Origin of the sequence: uncultured Lacinutrix sp., from assembly GCF_947500325.1 — a bacterium.
Taxonomy (GTDB): Bacteria; Bacteroidota; Bacteroidia; order Flavobacteriales; family Flavobacteriaceae; genus Lacinutrix.
Map to the genome: position 1 here is coordinate 47,901 of NZ_CANMRQ010000023.1, position 6,787 is coordinate 54,687.

The following is a 6,787-nucleotide window of genomic DNA, read 5'->3' on the forward strand; positions in this document are numbered from 1 at the left end:
TATTATCCTTCTTTTTGTATTTCAACACTGTGTGGATAAGGTATTTCTATACCAGCAGCATCAAGGGCTTCTTTACATTGTTCTAAAGTACCAAAATAGACATCCCAGTAGTCTGCAACACTAGCATATGGCCTAACAGCAAAATCAATAGAGCTTTCAGCTAATGCACTTACGTTAACGCTAGGAGCAGGATCTTTTAATACTTTGGGGTTAGACGTTAGAACATTCATTAAAACTTCTTTAGTCTTTTTTATGTCTTCATCATAACCAACACCAATAGTAAGGTCTACTCTTAACTTTCCTTCTGTTGTATAATTTGTAATGTTACCATTAGATAAAGTACCGTTAGGAATAATAATCTCCTTGTTTGTTGGAGAAACAATTTTAGTTGTGAAAATTTCAATTTCTTTTACTACACCAAGTTCTCCTTGAGCTTCAATTAAGTCACCAATTTTTATAGGTTTAAAAATCATAAGTAAAACACCTCCAGCAAAGTTTGCTAAAGAGCCTTGTAAAGCCATACCTATTGCTAAACCTGCAGCAGCTAAAATAGCAGCAAAAGAAGTTGTTTCTACTCCAAGTTTTGCAAGAATTGCAAGAATTAATAAGATTTTTAATATCCAGCCAACTAAGTTTAATAAGAACTTTCTAAGGCTTTCATCATAACCTTTTTTGGACATTAGGTTACCAGCAGTTTTTGTTATTTTTTTAATAATCCAAGAACCTATTATCCATATAATAATAGCGCCAATAATTTTTAATCCATAATCTGATGCAAAGTCTATTCCTTTACTTATCAATTTTTCAATATCCATTTTTTATAATTTTATTATTATTAGTTACTAAATTAATGAGTATGTGTTATTTTTTTATTCTTAGGTTTAAATTATTTTTTAAAATCCATGAGAGGCAAATATAATCGTTGAATAGATTTTCTAGAACATTTTAAATGCTATACTAATCAAAGCTATTATTGCAGGTACAGCTTGTACATAGAATAACTTGATTTTTTTAGTAGAATATGCACCATAAATACCTGCGATAATAACGCAAACTAAGAAAAACATAGATAATCTCATGTCTTTAGTAACTAAAGAAAAAATAAGTCCTGCAGAAAGAAACCCATTATACAAGCCTTGATTGGCAGCTAATACTTTTGTGTCTTCCGCAAAAGCTTTGTCTTTAAGTCCAAAAGTTTTTATTCCTTTAGGTTTTGTCCATAAAAACATTTCAAGAATTAAGAAATAAAAATGTAAAAGTGCTACAAATGCTACAAGTATTATAATTAGTTTTTCCATGATTTATTTTTTTATATTATTTAGTGCTTCAATTATATCTTTTGTTGGTTTTTTACAGGTTTTGTTTATGCATACATATATATATGTTTCATTTTCAGTATATCTATTTTTAAGTAAAGGTAAATTGTTGTCAATTAAACTTCCAGCAATTATTTTATTTGGTATGTAATGAGAATTTAATTCTTCAATTTTATCTAAAGCTTCTTCTCCTACTATTGCAACCTCATAAAATGAAGTACTAAAGTTAAGCATTAAATCTAACCAGTTTGAATAAGAAGAGGTATAAGTCTGTATTTCAGGTTTTATAGTGTTTAACATATTGCTTGAGGTCTCTAAGTAGAATTTATTATCGTAATAATGCGATAATTTAAATAGGTTTTTTGCCATAATAGAATTACTAGCAGGTATAACATTGTCTCGGTACTCAAACGTTCTAGAGATAAGAGGTTCATCTTTGTTAGAGGTAAAATAGAATAGTTGATTTTTTTTACTAAAGAAAGAATCTAAAGAATAATCGGTAAGTGCTTTTGCTGTTTTAAGCCATTTTCCATCCAAAGTAACTTCGTATAATGAGATAAAGGCTTCAATGGTATTAGCATAATCTTCTAAAAACCCATTAATATTAGCTTTTCCATTTTTAAAATTATGATATAGGCTGCCATCTTCCTTTATTAGATTATTAAGAATAAAATTAGCATTTTTCATGGCAATCTTTAAGTAGCTGTCATTTTTTAATGAACGGTAAGCATCTATATAGCCTTTAAGCATAATAGCATTCCATGAGGTTAAAACTTTATCATCTAACCTTGGTCTACTCCGTTTTTCTCTTTCAGTTAATAAAATGTGTTTCCAATGTTCTTTTTTCTTTTTGAAATTGTCTAATGAAATTTTATGTTTTTTAATAAAATCACTGTCGCCTTCTTTTTTAATTAATACATAGTTTTTATGTTCCCAGTAACCATAGTTATTAATATTATAATAATTAGAAAAGAGTTCGTAATCTTCTTTTAAAAGCACTTTAAGTTCTTCTTTAGTCCAAACATAAAAAGCACCTTCTTCTAATTGCCCCATTTTAGATGAGCTGTCAGCATCTAATGAAGAATAAAAAGCACCTTTAGAATTAGTTAATTCTCTTTCTATAAAATCTAAAGTTTCTATTATAACGTTTTTATATAATTGTTTTTTTGTTAACGTATAAGCATCGGCGTATAAACTTACTAACTGACCGTTATCGTACAGCATTTTTTCAAAATGTGGTACATGCCACTTTGTATCAACAGAATAACGTGAAAAACCACCACCAATTTGATCGAAAACTCCACCGTAAGCCATTTGAGTTAGTGTTTTCTCTAGATAAGAAAGAATTTTTTCATTATTACTATGGTAGGCATACCTCAGTAGAAAATGATGGTTATTAGGCATCATGAATTTTGGAGCACCTTGCATGCCTCCTTTTTGAGTGTCAAAATCTTTAGCCCATTTTTTTACAACAGTATCTATAAAACTGCTTTCAAAAACTGGAGATTCAGAATTAGCTTTTATAGTATCCATAGCAACAATACCCTGAGTTAGTTTTGTAGCATAATCTTCTAATTTGTCTGGGTTAGCCTTAAATAACTTTGCGATTTGGTTTAATGCAGAAATCCATTGTTCTTTTTTAAAATACGTACCACCCCAAATAGGTCTTCCATCGGGTAGCGCAATAACATTCATGGGCCATCCACCTTGCCCGGTCATTAACTGAACAGCGTTCATGTATATTTGATCTATGTCTGGCCGTTCTTCTCTATCAATTTTTATGTTTATATAATTAGTATTCATTATATGGGCAACTTCTTCATTCTCAAAACTCTCATGTTCCATAACATGGCACCAATGGCAGGCTGCATAACCTACACTTATAATTATAAGCTTATTTTCTTGTTTTGCTTTTTCTAATGTTTTAATATTCCAGGCTTCCCAATTTACAGGGTTATGAGCATGTTGTAATAGATATGGACTCGTTTCATTTATTAAATTATTAGTGTATTTGTGTTGCATTTTATCATTTTTTTGTCCAAAAGAGCATAAAGAAAAGAGTAAAGAAATGTAAACGATAAGTTTCATAAATCAAAGTTAATCATTACTTACCTAATACTAAATAAAGAGAAAGTATAGATATGTTAAAAAAATGAGGTTATGGTAGGGATTTATGTGTTGCAATTGTTATACTCGTATAACAATCAAGCAAAATTTGATATTAATCTAAACCAATTATTAGTTATAAACAGTTTAACAGTCATATATAACCGTTGTACTGCTCATAAAAACTTAGTAATTATTAGTAATATTGTAATCATTTTGACCACCAAAACTCAATTAAAATGAAGAACATTACGCTCATCATCATTCTATTTTTTATTTCATTAACTGTTACTGCTCAAGATATACTTATGCAGAATGGTACTTTTAATCAATGTTCAGGAACTTTATATGATTCTGGAGGAAGCGCATCTAATTATTCGAGTGATGAGAATTTTGTCTTAACACTTTGTCCAGATGGACCAGATCAATTTATTCAGATTGCTTTTACTTTCTTTAGTACGCAGCAAAATCTTGATGTTTTAACTATTTATGATGGTGATGATACCACAGCACCAGTATTAGGAACGTTTTCTGGAGGTGGTGCAGCTAATAATCCTGGGACAATAAGTGCTTCTACTACAAGCGCAACAGGATGTATAACACTAGAATTTACTAGTGATGCAACTGGTAATACTATAGGTTGGGCAGCAGATATATCTTGTTTACAGTCTTGTCAAACAATAACACCAACAATAGACACTACTGTTCCTGCAGCTACAGCTGGCGTTATTCAAATTCCTGCAGGTGGATCAATAGATTTTACTGGTAGTGCAGTGTTTTCAGATGATGGAACAGGTGCAACATATAGTTGGATTCCTGGTGACGGAACTGCAGCAGTAAATGGACAAACAGCTACAGTAACTTATAATAATATAGGGACTTTTACAACAACCCTTTCTGTAACAGATACAAATCCAACAGGTTGTACAGAAACTACAACTATTACAGTTGAAGTATTAAGTCCATTAGTTATAATAAACAACACCACTGATGCAGAGTCTACTTATGATATACAACAGTTAATATCAGATGTTCTAGTATCTGGAGGGTGCTCAGCTGTAGATAATTTTTCTTTCCAAGTTAATGGAGCTGCTGCGGATACAAATACCAAAAGTTATGGTTATTTTAGAAGAGGAGGAGCTGTCGGCTTTCCTTTTAATGAAGGAGTAATATTGAGTACTGGACGGGCGTCTGGAGGAGGGAATACTACGGCTGTTCCTGCTAACCCTAATCCTAGTTTTAATAATGGTCAACCAGGAGATGCAGATTTAGAGGCCGCACTTGGTCAAACTAATACTAACGATGCCACATTTGTTAAGTTTAATTTTGTGCCTACTGCAGATAGTATTAGCTTCCGATTTGTTATGGCTTCAGAAGAATATGACGGTAATACAGAATGTAACTTCGCTGATAGTTTTGCGTTTTTATTAAGGGAAGTAGGTACGGTGCCATACACTAACTTAGCGGTTTTACCAGATGGAGTTACACCAGTTAGTGTAACTAACATTAATGGGTCTGCAGTGTGTAATGCAAACCCAGGCTTTTTTGCGGGTTATAATTTGCCAGATACAAACTATGGCGGAAGGACAGTTGTTTTAACAGCTACAGCAAATGTTTTAGCAAATACAACATATGAAATAAAGCTTGTAGTTGCAGATCAAGGTGATTCTATTTGGGATTCAGCGATTTTCCTTGAAGCAGGAAGCTTTAACTTAGGAGGGGATTTAGGAGATGATATAACAATTGCTGCAGGTACAGCCCAATGTGAAGGAGAGATTGTAACTTTAGATACTCAAACTGATCCAACAGTTCCTCATGTTTGGTATTTAGATGGAGCAGTTATTCCCGGAGAAACAAGCTCTACAGTAGATGTTACACAGTCTGGAACATATAGTGTAGATGTAGTATTCGCAGCTTCGTGTACAGCTTCAGATTCAGTAGTTATTGAATTTTTTCCAGGAATTGTTACAGCTACACCAGATAACTTATTCTTATGTAATCCTGGTACGCCACCATATGTTTTTGACCTAACTCAGAATGATGCTGTAGTTACTGCTGCAGATGCTAACCCTAGTGATTTAGTCGTGACTTATTATGAAACTCAAATGGATGCAGATAATGAAACTAGTCCAATACCTAATCCTAATGCTTATAGTTCAAGTGCTGTTATTGGAACGCCGCAAACAATCTTTATTAGAGTAGAGTATTTAGCGTCAGATTGTTATGAGACAGAGTCTTTTACATTAAATATAACATCGCAACCAGTAATTAATCCAGTTCTGGACATGGAGTTGTGTGATGATGCTTCAAATGATGATACTGAGCCTTTTGATTTGGAATCACAATCAGCTACTATTTTAGGAGGTCAAATAGCTACAGATTATACTGTTACTTATCATCTAACTTTAGCAGAAGCAACAGCAGGAACAGGCGCATTAGTTAGTCTTTATAATAATATTGCCAATCCTCAACCAATATTTGTTCGTGTAGAGTTAAATAGTGATGCATCATGTGTTAATGTAACAACAAACCCTTTAGGAGAGTTTAATCTTATAGTAAATGAAAGAGACGATGCTAGTTTTACAACAACGCCAACTTGTGATGGAGGAACTATAAACTCTGTTGTTGTACCAGGTGGAACATATGCTTTTAATCCTTTACCTACAGATACAGCGGTAATTGATCCGGTTACAGGAGCTGTTACAAACGGAACTTCTGGTTCTACTTATACTATAGAGTATACAACCAATGGTGTATGCCCATCTACAGGTACAGAAACAGTTACAGTTATTACAGCAGATGATTCTACATTTACAATGTTACCAACATGTGATGGAGGTACAGTTGATACGGTTGTTACTCCTGGAGGAACTTATATATTTAATCCATTGCCAACAGATACGGCTGTTATTGACCCTGTAACAGGTACAGTGACTGGTGGAACATCTGGAGCTACCTATACTATTGAATATACTAGTAATGGAGCATGTCCTACGACGATGACTCAGACAGTTACAGTACTTCCAATAGATGATTCCACATTTACAATGATTCCTACATGTGATGGCGGAACAGTAGATTCAGTAGTTACACCTGGCGGAACTTATGTATTTAATCCATTACCTACAGATGCTGCAATAATTGATGCTACTACAGGAACAATAACCAATGGAACATCAGGAGCTTCTTATACTGTAGATTATACTTCAAATGATGTTTGCCCAACAACAAGTTCATTTACAGTAACAGTTAATATCACAAATGATGCGAGTTTTACAATGCTACCAACATGTGATGGTGGAACAGTAGATTCAGTAGTTACACCAGGTGGTGTTTATGCCTTTAATCCATTACCAACAGATACC

At 33.1% G+C, this 6,787-nt stretch carries 4 protein-coding genes; 1 reads left to right on the plus strand and 3 read right to left on the minus strand.

Going from position 1 to position 6,787, the window contains the following annotated elements; genetic code table 11:
- Positions 1 to 2 precede the first annotated feature (2 nt).
- The 3 genes from Q0997_RS17865 to Q0997_RS17875 all read right to left on the minus strand — a co-directional run bounded on the left by Q0997_RS17865 (position 3) and on the right by Q0997_RS17875 (position 3,338).
- Positions 3 to 815: a mechanosensitive ion channel domain-containing protein gene (locus tag Q0997_RS17865; protein WP_299891415.1), complete on the minus strand. Its 813-nt coding sequence runs from the start codon at positions 813 to 815 to the stop codon at positions 3 to 5.
- A gap of 120 nt (positions 816 to 935) precedes the next feature.
- Positions 936 to 1,298 carry a DUF1304 domain-containing protein gene (locus Q0997_RS17870; RefSeq protein ID WP_299891418.1) on the minus strand — a complete coding sequence of 121 codons (363 nt, stop codon included), beginning with the start codon at positions 1,296 to 1,298 and terminating at the stop codon, positions 936 to 938.
- Between the two features lie 3 nt (positions 1,299 to 1,301).
- The gene (locus tag Q0997_RS17875) at positions 1,302 to 3,338 is read right to left on the minus strand and encodes a thioredoxin domain-containing protein (protein ID WP_299891421.1); all 2,037 of its coding nucleotides are present in this window, start codon (positions 3,336 to 3,338) and stop codon (positions 1,302 to 1,304) included.
- A 323-nt stretch (positions 3,339 to 3,661) separates the two neighbouring features.
- Between Q0997_RS17875 and Q0997_RS17880 the strand changes: the two genes are divergently transcribed.
- Positions 3,662 to 6,787: choice-of-anchor L domain-containing protein (locus tag Q0997_RS17880; protein ID WP_299891424.1), on the plus strand; the 3,126-nt coding region annotated here is incomplete at its 3' end.